12 protein-coding genes are annotated in these 14,599 nt (G+C 69.8%); 6 read left to right on the top strand and 6 right to left on the bottom strand.

The window, feature by feature from the left end; all coding sequences use genetic code 11:
- The first annotated feature begins 44 nt into the window (after nt 1–44).
- Nucleotides 45–1,250: an outer membrane protein assembly factor BamB family protein gene (locus DU502_RS09495; protein ID WP_121919139.1), complete on the top strand. Its 1,206-nt coding sequence runs from the start codon at nt 45–47 to the stop codon at nt 1,248–1,250.
- On the opposite strand, the gene DU502_RS09490 is transcribed toward DU502_RS09495, so the two are convergent.
- The 3 genes from DU502_RS09490 to ribH are packed head-to-tail and all read right to left on the bottom strand — an operon-like array spanning nt 1,247 to nt 4,737.
- Nucleotides 1,247–3,139, bottom strand: a complete 1,893-nt coding sequence (locus DU502_RS09490; protein WP_121919138.1) for a DEAD/DEAH box helicase — start codon at nt 3,137–3,139, stop codon at nt 1,247–1,249. The two genes, DU502_RS09495 and DU502_RS09490, sit on opposite strands and share 4 nt — an antisense overlap.
- 45 nt (nt 3,140–3,184) lie before the next feature.
- Complete coding sequence (locus tag DU502_RS09485) at nt 3,185–4,336, bottom strand: pyridoxal phosphate-dependent aminotransferase (protein WP_121919137.1); 1,152 nt, start codon at nt 4,334–4,336, stop codon at nt 3,185–3,187.
- Complete coding sequence (gene ribH / locus DU502_RS09480; RefSeq protein WP_121919136.1) at nt 4,333–4,737, bottom strand: 6,7-dimethyl-8-ribityllumazine synthase; 405 nt, start codon at nt 4,735–4,737, stop codon at nt 4,333–4,335. Before ribH ends, DU502_RS09485 begins: the two co-directional genes overlap by 4 nt.
- A 174-nt stretch (nt 4,738–4,911) precedes the next feature.
- On the opposite strand from ribH, the gene DU502_RS09475 reads away from it, so the two are divergent.
- From DU502_RS09475 to DU502_RS09455, 5 genes are all read left to right on the top strand, one after another.
- On the top strand, nt 4,912–6,735 hold the full coding sequence (locus DU502_RS09475; protein ID WP_121919473.1) for a cation:proton antiporter domain-containing protein: 1,824 nt from the start codon (nt 4,912–4,914) through the stop codon (nt 6,733–6,735).
- 145 nt (nt 6,736–6,880) lie between these two features.
- Nucleotides 6,881–8,689: a flippase activity-associated protein Agl23 gene (locus tag DU502_RS09470; RefSeq protein WP_121919135.1), complete on the top strand. Its 1,809-nt coding sequence runs from the start codon at nt 6,881–6,883 to the stop codon at nt 8,687–8,689.
- Between the two features lie 52 nt (nt 8,690–8,741).
- A complete protein-coding gene (gene folP / locus DU502_RS09465) occupies nt 8,742–11,216 on the top strand; it encodes a dihydropteroate synthase (protein WP_121919134.1) in 2,475 nt (824 codons plus the stop codon).
- A 39-nt stretch (nt 11,217–11,255) separates the two neighbouring features.
- Nucleotides 11,256–12,029 carry an NRDE family protein gene (locus DU502_RS09460; protein ID WP_121919133.1) on the top strand — a complete coding sequence of 258 codons (774 nt, stop codon included), beginning with the start codon at nt 11,256–11,258 and terminating at the stop codon, nt 12,027–12,029.
- Between the two features lie 57 nt (nt 12,030–12,086).
- Entirely contained in the window at nt 12,087–12,437 is a 351-nt protein-coding gene (locus tag DU502_RS09455; RefSeq protein WP_199722648.1) for a helix-turn-helix transcriptional regulator, read from the top strand.
- 217 nt (nt 12,438–12,654) lie between these two features.
- Here DU502_RS09455 and psmA read toward each other — a convergent pair whose 3' ends face one another.
- The 3 genes from psmA to DU502_RS09440 are packed head-to-tail and all read right to left on the bottom strand — an operon-like array spanning nt 12,655 to nt 14,598.
- Nucleotides 12,655–13,416: an archaeal proteasome endopeptidase complex subunit alpha gene (gene psmA / locus DU502_RS09450; protein ID WP_121919131.1), complete on the bottom strand. Its 762-nt coding sequence runs from the start codon at nt 13,414–13,416 to the stop codon at nt 12,655–12,657.
- Nucleotides 13,417–13,420: 4 nt separating this feature from the next.
- Complete coding sequence (locus DU502_RS09445) at nt 13,421–13,912, bottom strand: Rpp14/Pop5 family protein (protein WP_121919130.1); 492 nt, start codon at nt 13,910–13,912, stop codon at nt 13,421–13,423.
- Nucleotides 13,909–14,598: an RNase P subunit p30 family protein gene (locus DU502_RS09440; RefSeq protein ID WP_121919129.1), complete on the bottom strand. Its 690-nt coding sequence runs from the start codon at nt 14,596–14,598 to the stop codon at nt 13,909–13,911. The genes DU502_RS09445 and DU502_RS09440 overlap by 4 nt, the downstream gene beginning before the upstream one ends.
- Nucleotide 14,599: the final 1 nt, after the last annotated feature.

Raw genomic sequence — 14,599 nt, 5'->3', positions numbered from 1 at the left:
TCGCGGTCACCACACTTTTTACGGGACGTGCGAATCTCCGGGTGATGCCCTCCATCACCCGCCGCCGCCTCCTCGGCAGCGGTGTCGTCGCCACCCTAGCCGCCGGCACCTACGGCGCCTACCGCCTCCATCGCGGCGCGACGGACGCGACGTTCGCCCCGTGGACGCCCACCCCCGGCACGTGGCCGCTCCGTCGGTACGACCCCGCGAACACCGCACACAACCCGAACGCGACCCCACCTCGCGAGTCGCCGCCGGATCGCACCGTCGTGTCGGCCGCGACGACCGCCAGACAGCCCCGATTCGCCCCGCTCGTCGGTGCCGACCACCTCGTCACGCACGGGTCGGGTCTGGTGGCCGTCCCGCGCGGCGGCGAGCAACTGGCGCTGGAACGCGACACTTCGATCCCGCTCGCCGGCTTCGGGCCGGACGGTCACCTCCATACGGTCGACGCGGATCGGCCGGCGACCGTCGTCGGCTACGACACCGATCTGCGCGAGGCCTATCGCACCCCCCTCCGCGACGACAATCCGCAGGGGCTGACCGTCAGCACCCGCGAGGTGTACGTCGGCTGTGAGAGCGGCGCGGTTCGATCCCTCGACCCCGACAGCGGTCGGCGCTGGCGCGTCGACGGCGCGATGCCCGCTCTCGCTGACGGACGGCTGTACGCCGCGGACGCGCCACTCGACGGGACCGTCGCGTACGCGCCGCGGACGGGTCTCGACCGCCGTCTCGACGTCGGCCCCGAGCGAGTCTGGAGCGCCGGGCCAACGGACGGCTTCCCCCACCCTCCCGCGGTCGCCGAGGGTCGCCTCGTCCTCGGCACCTACGCGGAGGGTGGCGGCGTGGTCGTCGCCCTCGACACCGACTCGGGCGACCGGCTCTGGGAGCCGCGACCGCTCGGCCGGGACGTGGCGACCCCCGCCATCGTCGGGGACCGCGGCTACACGGCGGTCGAGACGGCCGACGGGAGCGGCGCCGTCGTCGCCCTCGACCTCACGACCGGCGAGACGCGCTGGCGTGACGACGTCGAGTGGGCCGCCACCACGCCCGTCGTCGCCGGCGAGACGCTCGTCGTCGCCGGGGAGCGTGCGGACGGGACGGCCACGGTCCGCGCCTACGACGCCGGCGGCGACGTGCTGTGGACGCACGCGTTCGAGGCGGGAACGGGTGGGGCGGGCGGACTGGCCCTCGTCGAGGACCGCGTGCTCGTCACGGTCGGAGCGACGCTGTACGAACTCTCGTTCTAGAGTCGCGCCCGCCGGTCGCGGAAGGGCACGTCGGCCGCCACGTCGACGATGCCGGCGATGGCGTCGGCCGCGCCGAGCAACCACTCGGCGCGTTCGATCCGCGACTCCAGATCCCCCGGCCCGATGCGGAACTGCTCGACCAGATCCTCCGCGCTCGCGCCTTCCGTCCACTCGTGGAGGATGCGCGCCGTCTTCACCGCCGTCAGCCACCCCTCGAAGTCGTCCGTCTCACCCATGCGGGTCGTGAACTCGTCGGCGTGAGCCTGCGCGAAGCGGTACATATCGGCGCGCTCGCGGTTGCCAAGGTACGTGTCCTGCATGTCCGGCGTGTCACAGACGATTTCGAGGGCGGTCAGCCCCGTCACCTCGGTCATTCCCGCCGCAGTCCGCAGGCCGTCGACGATGCGGGCGCCCGTCGCGGGCGTGACGTACTGCCGGGACACCTGCGTGCCGAGGTCCGTCGCCGCCAATCCGTTCTCGTCCACGATCATCTCCATCTCGACGAGGTCCGCGATGGCCGTGTCGAGGACGCCGCTCAGTTCGTCCGTCGGCGTCCCGTGGGCGAAGAAGGTGGCATCGAGTACGTCGAGGACGCCCTCGCGCGACGCCGCGAAGTCCGAGGCAACGATAGAGAGGACGTGCGTTCGGAGCGCGTTCGGATCGGCCAGTTTGGAGTCGACGCGCTCCGGTTCCGCCTCGACGTAGCGCTCCCACAGTTCGTCGCGGATGGTCGGATCGCCCACCAGCACCGCCTCGCCGTACGGATCGAGATGGGGCCGGCCCGCACGGCCACACATCTGGTGGACTTCGAGCGTCGGTAGCCACTCCATCCCCGACCCCGTGTACCGTTTCTGGTCACGGATCACGACCCGGCGCGCGGGAACGTTCACGCCCGCCGCGAGCGTCGGTGTCGCGCAGATGGCGCGGAGGCGACGGTCGCGGAAGGCGCGCTCGACGGCGATCCGGTGAGCGCTCCGCAGGCCCGCGTGGTGGAAGGCGACGCCGCCCTCGACGCAGTCCGCGAGACGACGGCCGGTCTCGGTGCCGTCGAGGTCGCGAATCTCCTCGGCCACCTCCGGCGACGAGCCCACTCCCGCCAACCGCTCCGCCAGCGTCTCCGCCTCGCGGCGGGAGCGGACGAACGCCAGCGCCTGCCCCCCGTCGTCGACCGTTTCGGCGACGAGCGCCTCGGTCGCGTCCGTGGCGTCGTCGGGGTCGCCGGCGACCGACACCTGTCGCTGGGTGTCGTCGTCAAAACCGACGGCGCCGCCGGCGTAGACGCCCGTTCGGAGGTCGACCGGCCGCCACGTCGACTGGACGAGGCCGGCGTCCAGCCAATCGGCGAGTTCGTCGGGGTTGGCGACCGTCGCCGAGAGCGCGACGATCTGGACGCCCGGCGCCCGGCGCTGGAGGGTGGCGAGCGTCACCTCCAGCGTCGGCCCGCGCCCCTCGCTCCCCACCAGATGTACCTCGTCGACGACGACACAGGCGAGGTCGGAAATCCAGTCGGCGCCGTTGCGGATGGCCGAATCCACCTTCTCGCTCGTCGCCACCACGATGTCGTTGTCGCCCAGTTCGGCCGCCGAGGAGTCGAAGTCGCCGGTCGAGATGCCGACGCTCACGTCCGGAACCTCGGAAAAGGTCTCGTACTTCTCACGGGCGAGCGCCCGGAGCGGGACGATGTACAGTCCCGGCCCGTCGGCGGTCAGCATCGCCAGCGTGGCGACGAACGTCTTGCCGCTGGCGGTGGGGACCGCGGCGACGAGGCGGCGACCTTCGGTCACGCCGGCCTCGACCGCCGCGGCCTGTGGCGGATACAGTTCGTCGATCCCCCGCGACTCGAAATGATCGATCGTCGTCCTCGACAGCGGGAGGTCCCGGACGCGCATCGAGTAGTCGTGGGGCGGCTTCGTACCTAAACGTGCGGTCCGAATTCAGATGTAGTCGTGGTCGGCCAGTCGCTCGACGCCCTCCCGCAGTCGCTCCTGACTCGCCGCGTAGGAGATGCGGGCGTAGCCGGGCGTGCCGAACGCGCTGCCCGGAACCGTGGCGACGTGGGCGTCCTCGATGGCGCCCTCACACCACGCCTGATCGTCGTCGTCGACAGGCAGCATCATGTAGAACGCGCCGTCGCCGACGGGCACGTCGACGCCGTGGTCGGCGAAGAGGTCGGCGAGCATGTCGCGTCGCTCGCGGAAAGCGTCGCGCATTTCGACGACCGCGTCGTCGGTGTTGCGAATCGCCTCGATGCCGGCGTGCTGGACGAAGTTGACCGCACAGGAGACGGAGTGGGACTGGATCTTGCCCGCCTGCGAGACGAAGTCCTCGGGCGCACAGAAGTAGCCCAGCCGCCACCCGGTCATCGCGTAGGCCTTCGAGAAGCCGTTGACCGTGATCGTGCGGTCTTCCATGCCCTCGAACGTGGCGAGGCTCGTCGGCTCGACGCCGTACGTGATGTCCTGGTACATCTCGTCGGAGATGACGGTGATATCGTGGTCGACGGCGAGGTCACGGACTCCTTCGAGGGCGGCGTCGGAGTAGACGGCGCCGGTGGGGTTCGACGGCGAGTTGACGACGAGGAGTTCGGTGTCGTCGGAGACGGTCTCCGCGAGGTCGTCGAGCGCCGGTTCGAGCTGGAAGCCGTAGGGCGAGAGGTCGACGCGAGCGAGGTCGGCGCCGGCCATCTTCGCCTGCGCCTCGTAGGATACCCACGCCGGGTCGAGGAGGGCCACCTCGTCGCCCTGATCGATCAGGGTGTGAAAGATTTCGTAGAGCGCCTGCTTGCCGCCGGGCGTGACGATCACGTTGTCCGCCGTGCAGTCGATGCCGTCGGCCTGCAGTTTTGCCGCGATGGCCTCGCGGAGTTCGGGGACGCCGTTGGAGGAAGTGTAGCTGGTGTCGCCGGCGTCGAGCGAGGCCTTGGCGGCCTCCTTGATGTTCGCCGGCGTGTCGAAGTCGGGTTCACCGACCGAGAGGTCGACCACGTCGATCCCCTCGGCCTCCAGTTCGTTGGCGAGGTTGCTGATCGCGAGGGTCGCACTCGGTTCGACCCGTTCGACACGCGCCGCGAAGTCGAAGTCCGTCATGGTAACGTGCGTACCATCTCGACCGCCGCGTTTACCGCTTCCGCTCCTTTCTCGACGCGCTCCCGCGCTTCCGCCCCGCTCATGCCCGGGCCGGAGACGCCGAACGTGACCGGCGTGTCGCGGTCGAGGCTCACCTGCGTCAGCGCCTGCGCCGTCGCGTCGCCGATCACCCGGTCGTGTGCCGTGTCGCCGGTGACGATGGCGCCGACGACCGCCACGGCGTCGATGTCGTCCCGGCGGGCGAGTCGATCCGCCGCCAGCGGCGCGTCGTACGACCCCGGCACCTCGACCGTCTCGGCGATGTCGGCGTCCGCCTCCGCGGCCGCCGCCCGCGCTTCCTCCGCCATCGGCTCGGTGACCGACGCGTTGAACTGCGCCACCACCAGCCCCAGTGTAACCATATCCGGCGGGTCGGCGCGGGGTGGCAAAGACCTTACTGTCCGGGTAGGATTGGGAAGTCACTTTGTAGTCCCCTCCCACACGTTCTCGCAGACGATGGATACGGACCGTCAGTGGGGCGTGGTCGTCGCGTGAGCGCCGCCGCCGTCGATATCATCCGGACCGTCGTCACGATCATGGCGCTGGGTGTCGCCGCGCAGGTTTTCGCGGATCGTCTACGAGTCCCGAGCGTGGTGTTTCTGGTTCTCGCGGGCCTCGTCGTCGGCCCGGAGGGACTCGGCCTCGTCACCCTCGACGTCGCCGGAGGCGCACTCCGGGCCATCGTCGGCCTGAGCGTCGCCATCATCGTCTTCGAGGGCGCCTTCCACCTGCGGATCGAGCGGATACGGAGCGCGCGCCGCGAGACGCTCCGGCTGATCACGGTCGGGGCCGTCGGCTCGCTCGTCGGAACGGCCGTCGTCGTCCACTACGCGCTGGGAGCGCCGTGGGATCTCGCCCTCCTGATCGGGTCGCTGCTCGTCGCGACGGGGCCGACGGTGATCACGCCGATCATGAGCGTCGTGCCCGTCCGCGAGCGCGTCGCCTCGACGCTCGAGACGGAAGGCGTCGTCAACGACGTGACGGCGGCGATTCTGGCCATCGTCGTGTTCGAGACGGTCCTCCTCGGGTCGCGCGGCCTGCCGACGCTCGTTCGGGAGTTCGCGCTCCGGTTCGGCCTCGGTGTCGCCGTCGGGGTGGCGGTCGCGGCCGTCCTGTGGGCCATCCTCAGGTACGGCACGCAGGCGGTCGAGAACGCACCACAGAACGCCCGGCTCATGGTGCTCGTGTCGTCGCTCGTGATGTACGGCATCGCGGAGGTGCTTGGCGCACGGATCGGGGCGTCCGAAGCCGGCATCGCCGCCGTCGCGGCGGGCGGGTTCGTCCTCGGCAACGCCGACATCCCCTACCGCGACACCGTCGAGCAGTTCAAAGGCGACGTGTCGCTGCTCGTCATCGCGTTCGTGTTCATCACGCTCGCCTCCCTGCTCTCGGTCGACGACCTCCTCGGCCTCGGCGTCGGCGGCCTCGTCGCCGTCGTCGCCATCGCGGTACTCGTCCGGCCGGCAGTCGTCCTGCTCTGTACCGTCGGTGAGCGCCTGACCCTCCGAGAACGGCTGTTCGTCAGTGCGCTCGGTCCCCGCGGCATCGTCCCCGCGAGCGTCGCGACGCTGTTCGCGCTCGAACTCCAGCCTCGGAATCCGGCGGCGGCGACGACGCTCGTCGGGACGGTCTTTCTCGTCATCCTCGTAACCGTCGTGTTTGAAGGGGGGCTGGCCCGTCACATCGCTCAGGCACTCGACGTGATTCCGAAACGTGTGATCGTCGTCGGCGGCGGGCGAGTCGGGACGGAACTCGCGGAGCGACTCGAAGAGCGCGGCGAATCCGTGGTCATCGTCGAGCAAGACACGGAAGTGATCGAACGCCTGCGCGAGCAAGGATTCACCGTCCACAACGGCGACGGCGGGGAACGGGACGTGCTGGAACGGGCCGGAATCGAGAACGCGAAAGTCGTCGTCGCGGCGACCCGAGACGACGATCTGAACCTCCTCGTCGGACAACTCGCAAACGCGTACGGCGTCGAGACGGTCGTCGCCCGCGTGAACGACCCGGGGAACGTCGCGGCGTTCGACGATCTGGACGTCGAGGCCATCTCTACCTCCTCCTCTATCGCGTGGTCGATGGACAACGTCATCGAACGACCCGGGATCTCCCAGTGGATGCGGGAACTCAACCGCGACGGCGACGTACAGGAGATCGAGGTGTCCGACCCGACACGGGCCGGCAAGACGGTGGCCGAACTGAGCGACGAACTGCCGGAGAGCTGTCACCTGGCACTGATCAGCCGCGACGGGACCAACCATCTACCACACCCGGACGACCGGATCGAACTCGGCGACCACCTGACGTTCATCGGCCGACGCGAGGCCGTCCGCGACGCCATCGCGTACTGCACGGACTGAGGCGGGGCGAGCGGGTGAGTCGACGTACGTAGCCGTCCCGTCGGCACCGACCCAACAGACGTCGTGTTTCCTGCCGCCGACCAGCGATTGGTCGGCGCCCCCCAAAACAAAAGAATTGTTACCGCCGAGGCGACAGGGATTAGCGATGCGTTTCGACGGTCGCCGCCGAACTCTTCCGGCGGTCCTCGCGATCACCGCCCTCGCCCTCGCCGTCCGTCTCGTCGGCCTCGGCACGCGAATCTTCCACTGGGACGAAGGCCGCGTCGCCTACTGGATCCTCCGCTATCACGAGACGGGGCAGTTCAGCTACCGCCCCATCGTTCACGGCCCCTTCCTCTTTATCGTCAACGACTGGGTGTTCGACATCCCCGGCCTCGGCGCCTCGGACTTCAGTGCGCGCCTGATCGTCGCCCTCGTCGGCGGCCTCCTCCCCCTCTCGGCGTGGCTGCTCCGTGACCGCCTGAACGACGTGGAAGTCGTCGCCCTCGCCGTCGTCCTCGCGGTCAACCCGCTTCTAGTCTACTACTCGCGATTCATGCGCAACGACATGCTCGTGGGCGCGTTCGCCTTCGCCGCCCTCGCCATCTTCGTCCGCGCCATCGACCGTAGCGACGCCCGCCTCGTCTACCCCGCCGCCGCCGTCTTCGGCCTCGCCTTCACCACCAAGGAGAACGCCGTCGTCTACCTGCTCTGCTTCCTCGGCGCCGGTGCCCTCCTAGTCGATCACCGCCTGTTCCACGCCGCCCGCTCGGATCGGTCGGTCCCCCACCTCGTCACCCGTGACTGGCGGCGGGACGCTGCGTACCGCCTCCAGACGTGGGGTGGCTCCGTCCGTGGCGGGATCGGCCGCGCCCTCCTCCACACCGTCGGTGCCGTCGTCGTCTTCCTCGCCGTCGTCACGTTCTTCTACGCCCCGCGTCCCGAGTTGTGGCAGGCGCTCGCGACGCCGAGCCAACTCCCCGGCGTCGTCGAGGAAGCGACGGTCGGGTCGTGGGAATCCTTCTACAACCTCTGGGTGGCCGGCAGCCACCAGAACCACGACTACCTGCCCTTCCTCTACGACTACCTCGAAACCCTGCTGTACGGCGCGCCCTTCGTCTGTCTGTTCGCCGCCATCGGGTTCGTCGCGGACGGCTACGGGAGCGAGGGTGGCTACCGCGACATCGTCGCCTTCGCGACGTACTGGGGCGCCGTGAGCGTCCTCGGCTACCCCATCGCGACGGACATCCGGGCGCCGTGGGCCGCGATTCACGCCGTCCTCCCCCTCGCCATCCCTGCCGCCGTCGGCGTCGCGGCCCTCGCCCGGCGCGTCAAGGGCGCGATTTCGCAGGCTCGGACCGAAGCGGACGACGGTGGGAGCGAGACGGCACCGCTCGCCGCAATCACCTCCTCATCGGCGTGGACGGTCCCGGCCCTCCTCGCGGCACTCCTGCTCTGTGGCGCGGCCGTCGGCGTCGTCGGCGCCAACGCCACGTACGCGAACAGCACGTCCGACGCCGAGGCCGGCCAGATCATCCAGTGGGCCCAACCCGAGAACGACCTCAAGGATACCCTCCACCTCGTCCACGGCGTCGTCCGCGTCAACGACGGAACGGACGTACTCTTCGTCGGCACGCACGCGCCGAACAACCCGAGCGACGTGCGCTTCTACGTCGAGAACGAGTCGTCGCTCCGCCAGCCCCGACCCGGCGGGCCGTCGTGGCACACCCGCCTGCCGCTCCCGTGGTATCTCGAACGCTACGACGCGGAGGTGACGAGCATCGCCCCCGGCGCGAACCTGAGCGACGATCCGCCGCCGGTCATTTTCGCCGCCGGGTGGGACGAGGACCGCGTGGCCCGGCAGGTGTCGGGCTACGAACGCCACCGTCACGACTTCCGGCTCTGGAGCGACGAGATCGTCGTGTTTATCGACGAGTCGGCGCTGGAGCAGGCCCGCGAGCGCGGGTACGTCTGAGCGCCTGGGCGCAGTCGACAGTATAAAACCTCGGCCCGCAAAACCGTGAGTCATGGATTATCACGCCGCGGCGGACTTTCTCTCCGATCTCCGCCGATTCGCGCTCGATCCGGGCACGGGGTCGACCCGAGAGCTACTAGCCCATCTCGGTGACCCCCACGAGGACGTGGCGTTCGTCCAAGTCGCCGGATCGAACGGCAAAGGAAGCACGGCGCGAATGACCGAGTCGATCCTCCGGGAAGCGGGCTACCGGGTCGGCCTCTACACCTCGCCCCATTTCGACGACCTGCGCGAACGCATCCGCGTCGACGGCCGGAAGATCACCGAGTCCGCCGTCATCGAGTTCGTCGAGGAAGTCCGGCCGTTCCTCGTCGACCGAGCGGTCGAGGGTGACCCGCTCACCTCGTTCGAGACGCTCACCGCGATGAGTCTCTGGTACTTCGGCCGCTCGGACGTGGACGTGGCGGTGCTCGAAGTCGGCATGGGCGGTCGCCTCGACGCGACGAGCGTCGTCGATCCCGTCGCCGCCGCGGTGACGGCGGTGAGCCTCGAACACACCGACATCCTCGGCGACACGTTGGACGAGATTGCGGCCGAGAAGGTGACTGTCGCCCCGGACGACGCGCCGCTGGTGACGGGCGCGACCGACGAGTCGCTCCGCGCCGTCCGCCGGCACGCACCCGACGCCCTGTCCGTCGGCTTCGCCGACGAGTCGCCGGACGTGACCGTCCGCTACGACGGGCTAGTCAACCACACCGAGGCGGGAATCGCCGTCGAGGGGGACGACTGGGGCGTCGAGACACGCGTCCCGATGGCCGGCGCGTATCAGGCCCGAAACGCGGGCGTCGCGTCCGTCCTCGCCCGGCAGGTGGGTGATGACCACGTGACCGAACCCGCCCTCGCGCGCGGCCTGCGGAACGCCCACTGGCCCGGCCGGTTCGAGGTGGTCGAGTACGATCCGCTGGTCGTCCTCGACGGCGCGCACAACCCCGGCGCCTGCGAGGCGCTGGCGACGACGCTCGGGGAGTACGACTACGGCGACCTCCACCTCGTCTTCGGCGCGATGCACGACAAGGACCATCGGTCGATGGCCGCGGCGTTGCCGCCGGCCGCGTCGGTGCGAACTTGCGCACCGGCGCACGAACGCGCCTCCGACCCCGCGGTCCTCGCGGCCGCGTTCGAGGCGGCCGGCGACGCCGACGTCGTGGAGACAGCCACATCCGTCGCCGCCGCACTCGACGACGCCCGTAACGCCGCCGGCCCGGAGGACTGCGTCCTCGTCGTCGGGTCGCTGTTCGCCGTCGCGGAGGCGCGACGGACGTGGTCCCGACTCGCCATCGGCCGACGGATCGACGACGCCGACGACGCGCGGGCAGTCCTCGACCACGCCCACGCCGCAGACGCCGACGTGGTGGGGGAGAGCGTCCACCGCCTCGTGACGACGCGACTCGACCGACGGGAGGCGCGAGCGCTCGACCGCGCTGCGGGACAGGTGGGCGCCACCGCCGTCACCGCCGACTACCGCACCGGCCGAGAGCTCCGAGATGCGGTGATTGCGGGGACGGACGCCGACCTGCAGGCGTTGCTGGCGGCGCTCGACGGTCGCGGACTGGGGAACGTGGCCGACACGCTCCGCCGACAGATCGGCGACGGTGACGCACCGGACGGCGACGGTGACGCACCGGACGGCGACACCCACGCCTACCCGTGGACCGAGTCGCCCGCCGTCATGAGCATCCTGAACGTCACGCCGGACAGTTTCCACGACGGCGGCGACTTCTTCGACGAGTCGGCGGCCGTCGAACGCGCCGAGGCGATGGTCGAGGCCGGGGCGGACGTGATCGACGTGGGCGGCGAGAGTACGCGTCCCGGCGCCGACCCCGTGCCGCCGGCCGAGGAAATCGAGCGCGTCCGCCCGGTGATCGAGGCACTCGCCGACCTCGACGTACTGGTGTCGATCGACACGCGGAAAGCGGAGGTGGGTCGGGCGGCACTGGAGGCAGGCGCCGACATCCTCAACGACGTGACCGGCCTCGCAGACCCCGAGATGCGATTCCTCGCCGCCGAGTTCGACGTGCCGGTCGTCGTGATGCACAGCATCGACGCGCCGGTCGTCCCCGGCAAGACCGTCACCTACGACGACGTGGTGTCGGACGTGATCGACGAACTGGCAGAGCGGGTGGCGCTGGCGGAGCGGGCCGGCCTGAGCCGTGACAACGTCATCGTCGACCCCGGCCTCGGCTTCGGGAAAGACGCCGTCGAGAACTTCGAACTCCTCGACCGCCTCGACGAGTTCCGGGCGCTCGGCTGTCCGATCCTCGTCGGCCACTCCCACAAGTCGATGTACGCCCACGTGGGACAGGAGGCGGGCGAGCGCCTCCCCGCGACGATTGCGGCGACGGCACTCGCCGTGGACCGCGGCGCCGACATCGTCCGCGTCCACGACGTGCCCGAGAACGTGGCGGCCGTGCGGACGGCCGTCGCCACCGGCGACGCCGCGGGCGTCCCCGACGAGTGGCGAGCCTAGCGCGCCGAGTTTAACCGCCTCGCTCTCCTATCGACCCCCGTGTGTACCCTGACTCTCGCGTGGCAGGTGTTCCCGGACGATCCGGTCGTCGTCGCCGCCAACCGCGACGAGCGGCGTGACCGCCCCTCGGAGTCCCCCCAGCGGACGGAAGCCGATCCAGTCGTCGTCGCCCCGCGCGACACCCGCGCCGGCGGGACGTGGATCGGCTACAACGAGGCCGGCCTGTTCGTCGGCATCACGAACCGCTGGGTCGACGGCCTCGACGCCGAGCGCTCCCGCGGCCTCCTCGTCGCGGACGCCCTCCGGGAACCCGACGCGCTGTCGGCCGCTCGTCTCGTCGAGCGGTCGGTCGACGCCCACGAGTACGACGGCTTCAACCTCGTCGTCGCCGACGAGAACGCCGCCTTCCTGTTCGAGTGGGGCGGCCAGTTCCGGGTGAATCAGCTCGAACCGGGCGTCCACGTCGTCGTCAACACGGGGGCGGCGCTGGGTGGCGGCGGCGCGGTCACCGACACGTTCGTCGTGCCCGACGACCCCGAACGCGCCGACCGGGCGACGGAGCAGGCCGAGAACGCCCGCGCGGTGCGCACGGCGCTGACGCCCGAACCCGGCGAGGACGTGACGGCGTGGCTCGACCGCGCGGGGACGGTCCTCGCGGACCACGAGTACGGCGTCTGTATCCACGAGAACGGCTACGGCACCCGGTCGTCGTCGCTGATCCGGTTGAGCGCCGACGGCGAGACGGCGTACCGGTTCGCGCCCGGCCCGCCCTGCGAGACGGCGTACCAGTGGGTAGCCGAAAGTCAGGTTTAAACCTGCCCCGCCAGTTCGTGACTGTATGTTCCGGATCGTAGACTGGGGGGTGTGCCGATGAGCGCCGCCGACGAGGTCGACCTGTCGGAGGACGAGCGCGCAGCGCTGGAACTCATCCTCGAAACGCGGGGTATCCACCAGAGCGAACTGTGGAAGGAACTCGACGTCTCGTCGCGAAAGGGGAGTCGGCTCGCCGAATCGCTCGTCGAGAAGGACCTGATCCAGCGCGAAGAGACCGTCTACGAGGGCCACAACACCTACTTCCTGATGCCCACGGCCCGCGACCTCGACTTCTCCCTGCTGATGGCCGGCGACATGCTCTCGCCATTCATCGGCGAGGAGGAGGTCGATCCCCGGAGCGACGCCTTCTCGCAGTGGCTGATGAATCTCGCGTACGAAGAGTACTGAGTGACGGCGACCGCGGTCACTACGTCGTCGACGAACCGGTGTGGACCCGAGCGGCCGAGAACGGACGTACGACAGTTTGGATGTGACCGCAGGACGGAAGAGTCGTCTGATAGGGATTATCGGAAGTCAGCAGAGATTCTCGCCGGGACGGTTCGACGAGAATCTACGGACCCTATGAATCGGCAGAAGCCGCGATAGATTCGCGGTGCCGACCCGATTACTCCTCGTCGCCCTCGTCCTCGTCCTCGCTCGGCAGGAGGTCGAGGTCGGTGAGGTGGGTCTCGATCTCGTCGTTGTCGAGTTCGTGGAACTCCTCGCTCTCGACGTCGACGGTCGCCACGTCCACGCCGGCGGGTTCGAGCGTGTCCTCGTTCGTCGAGGCGAGCGCGCGAAGTGCGAGCGCGATGCCGCTGTCGAGGTCGAGGTCGTCCTCGTAGTTCTCTTCGAGGTACTCCTGAAGGTCGCCGCGGTTGGCGCCGATGGAGACGGCCTTCCACTCGTAGGGCGTCCCCGAGGGGTCGGTCTCGTAGAGACGGGGCTCGCCGTCCTCGATGCCGCCGATGAGGAGGGCGACACCGAAGGGGCGGGCGCCACCGACCTGCGTGTACTGCTGGATGTGGTCGGTGACTTCCTTCGTGAGCGTCTCGATGCCGATCGGTTCGCTGTACCGGAGGCGGTTGATCTGGGCCTGCCGGCGGGCGAAGTCGATCAGCTGACGGGCGTCCGCGACGTGGCCCGCCGAGGCGATGCCCGCGTGGTCGTCGGCCTTGTGGATCTTTTCGACGCTTGTCGGCTCCATCAGCGGCGACCGGGAGCGCTTATCGGCCGCCAGTACCACGCCGTCTTCGGTTCGGATGCCGATACTCGCTGTCCCTCGCTTGACGGCCTCTCGGGCGTATTCGACCTGGTAGAGGCGGCCATCGGGCGAGAAGATCGTTATCCCGCGGTCGTATGCCTGCTGTTGGGCTTGTCCCTGCATTGTATCACGTTGACTCTGACTCGAGATCGAGTTCGGTCGCGCCCGTGAAGCCCGCCGGCCCGGATACGTCCACGTTGCCGTCGCGAACGTAGCCACACCGACGGTCGTTCTCGAACACGACGCGTCTCTCGGCCGGGACTCCGGTCCGGCGTCCTAAATACCTTTCTTCACAGGCCCGGATCGTTCCGGAGACGCCGCGGACGCGGAGGCCGATCGGGTGGCCCTCCACCTCGCTCACGCACGCGAGCGCCGCCCGGGCCGGCCCCACCTCGCCGCGACGGACGCGCACGATGGCCTCGCCCGTGCCGCCGGCAAAGGAGAACTGCAGGACGCGAAGGTCGGCGTCCGCACTCCCGGCGTCGCCGAGGAGGTTCCCCGCCGCGTACCACACCGCCCGCTGGAACGCGCCCCGGGAGCAGTCGGCGTCGGGCCACGCCTCCAGTCCCACGGCGAGGTAGCGCCACCGCGGCCGGAGATGTTTGGGCAGGTGTTTCATTCCTCGTATCGACCCCGTTCGACGCCCGGACCGATGAACGACTCGGACTGTCGGTGGCGGTTGCGCGCCGCGAGGTCACCCCACTCCCGTAACCCGTCCCGCACGGTGTCGGGGTCGAACCCCACCGCCTCGCCCACGGCGATCAGTTCGCGGGGTGCCCGGAGTTGCAGGTGCGAGTGCGGGTTCGCGCTGACGACGAAGGGGGCGTCCGCGTCCGCGACGAGTTCGCGGAGTTTGCGGAGGTGGCGAAGCGCCTGCACGCGTTCGCCGCCCGTCGCGCGAAGGACCGGCCCGAAGTCGAACTCGATGCGGACGCCGTTCGCCGCAGCGCGGTTGGCGAGGACGTGGTTCACGTCGCCCTCGTCGGCCATCGGCCGTGTGAGCACGTCGACGCGTTCGTTCTCGACGGCGAAGCGGTTGAGGCGGTTCGTCCCGCCGCGGACACAGAGGACGGTGTGGTCGGGGCGGAGGCCGCCGACGGCGCCGCTGGCGCGTTCGGGGTCGGACGCAACGATTTCGACGGCGTCGACCACGTCGATGCCCGACGCCTCGCGGACCGCCGCGTAGTCCGGCGTCGCGTCCCGCGCCCGGACCACGACGCCCTCGTAGCCCATGCGGGCCGCCGTCGCGGCGAACCGCGCCGCCGTACTCTCGCCGTCGGGGTGGGCGTGGACCGCCTCGTACATG

Source organism: Haloplanus aerogenes, assembly GCF_003856835.1.
Taxonomy (GTDB): domain Archaea; phylum Halobacteriota; class Halobacteria; order Halobacteriales; family Haloferacaceae; genus Haloplanus; species Haloplanus aerogenes.
Note: the sequence above shows the minus strand (reverse complement) of the source record. Positions and strands in the feature narration are given on the sequence as shown.

Excerpts from the sequence above, each read along its gene's own strand:
- DU502_RS09495 (WP_121919139.1), top strand. The coding sequence starts at position 45 with ATGCCCTCCATCACCCGCCGCCGCCTCCTCGGCAGCGGTGTCGTCGCC.
- DU502_RS09490 (WP_121919138.1), bottom strand. The coding sequence starts at position 3,139 with ATGCGCGTCCGGGACCTCCCGCTGTCGAGGACGACGATCGATCATTTC.
- DU502_RS09485 (WP_121919137.1), bottom strand. The coding sequence starts at position 4,336 with ATGACGGACTTCGACTTCGCGGCGCGTGTCGAACGGGTCGAACCGAGT.
- ribH (WP_121919136.1), bottom strand. The coding sequence starts at position 4,737 with ATGGTTACACTGGGGCTGGTGGTGGCGCAGTTCAACGCGTCGGTCACC.
- DU502_RS09475 (WP_121919473.1), top strand. The coding sequence starts at position 4,912 with ATGGCGCTGGGTGTCGCCGCGCAGGTTTTCGCGGATCGTCTACGAGTC.
- DU502_RS09470 (WP_121919135.1), top strand. The coding sequence starts at position 6,881 with ATGCGTTTCGACGGTCGCCGCCGAACTCTTCCGGCGGTCCTCGCGATC.
- folP (WP_121919134.1), top strand. The coding sequence starts at position 8,742 with ATGGATTATCACGCCGCGGCGGACTTTCTCTCCGATCTCCGCCGATTC.
- DU502_RS09455 (WP_199722648.1), top strand. The coding sequence starts at position 12,087 with ATGAGCGCCGCCGACGAGGTCGACCTGTCGGAGGACGAGCGCGCAGCG.
- psmA (WP_121919131.1), bottom strand. The coding sequence starts at position 13,416 with ATGCAGGGACAAGCCCAACAGCAGGCATACGACCGCGGGATAACGATC.
- DU502_RS09445 (WP_121919130.1), bottom strand. The coding sequence starts at position 13,912 with ATGAAACACCTGCCCAAACATCTCCGGCCGCGGTGGCGCTACCTCGCC.
- DU502_RS09440 (WP_121919129.1), bottom strand. The coding sequence starts at position 14,598 with ATGTACGAGGCGGTCCACGCCCACCCCGACGGCGAGAGTACGGCGGCG.